The organism is Porphyromonas uenonis 60-3 (assembly GCF_000174775.1).
GTDB lineage: Bacteria > Bacteroidota > Bacteroidia > Bacteroidales > Porphyromonadaceae > Porphyromonas > Porphyromonas uenonis_A.
Map to the genome: position 1 here is coordinate 1 of NZ_ACLR01000086.1, position 562 is coordinate 562.

Here is a 562-nt window from a genome sequence, read left to right on the forward strand (position 1 = left end):
CGCCTCAAAGCAGCCCTCTTCCAGGCTGAGAGCAAGGCCTTGGTCAACAAAACACTACTCGAAGTGGTCTTGAATCGCTACCACATTGATCTAAAAAAAAAGACCGATTTGTAGCCGTGAGACAGCTTGAACAGGCCAAAGTGAGAGATCAAAAGCTCTCCATAACCTACCTTTGTCAGCAGCTAGAAGTCAGCCGCAAAGGCTACTACAAGCACACCTTCACCGAGCAAGACGAAGATGTCAAAGTAGCCTCCGTCCTACACTATTGCCAGTATGTGCGCAGTTGGCTCCCCAGGGCAGGCGTAGACACCCTCCAGGAGTGTACCAACAAGTACTTCAAAGGAACCTTTCAAGTAGGTCGAGACTGGCTTTACAAAGTGTTAGGAGCCAACGACATGCTGCTGAGAAGTCGCAAGCGCAAGCGTCCACCCCAGACGACCAAAGGAGTAGTCAATCACGGCTTCCAAGACCACCTGAACACCACCCCTAAGTACATCGCCACCGACCATTGCCGGCTCACCGTCTCAGACATAACCTACGTCAAGTGTTTAGGGGGCTTCGC

General features: G+C 51.6%; 1 pseudogene. It reads left to right on the top strand.

Features of this window, described 5'->3' with window-relative positions:
• Nucleotides 1-116: 116 nt before the first annotated feature.
• Nucleotides 117-562 (top strand): annotated as a pseudogene (locus PORUE0001_RS02265) (hypothetical protein); the annotation flags it as partial.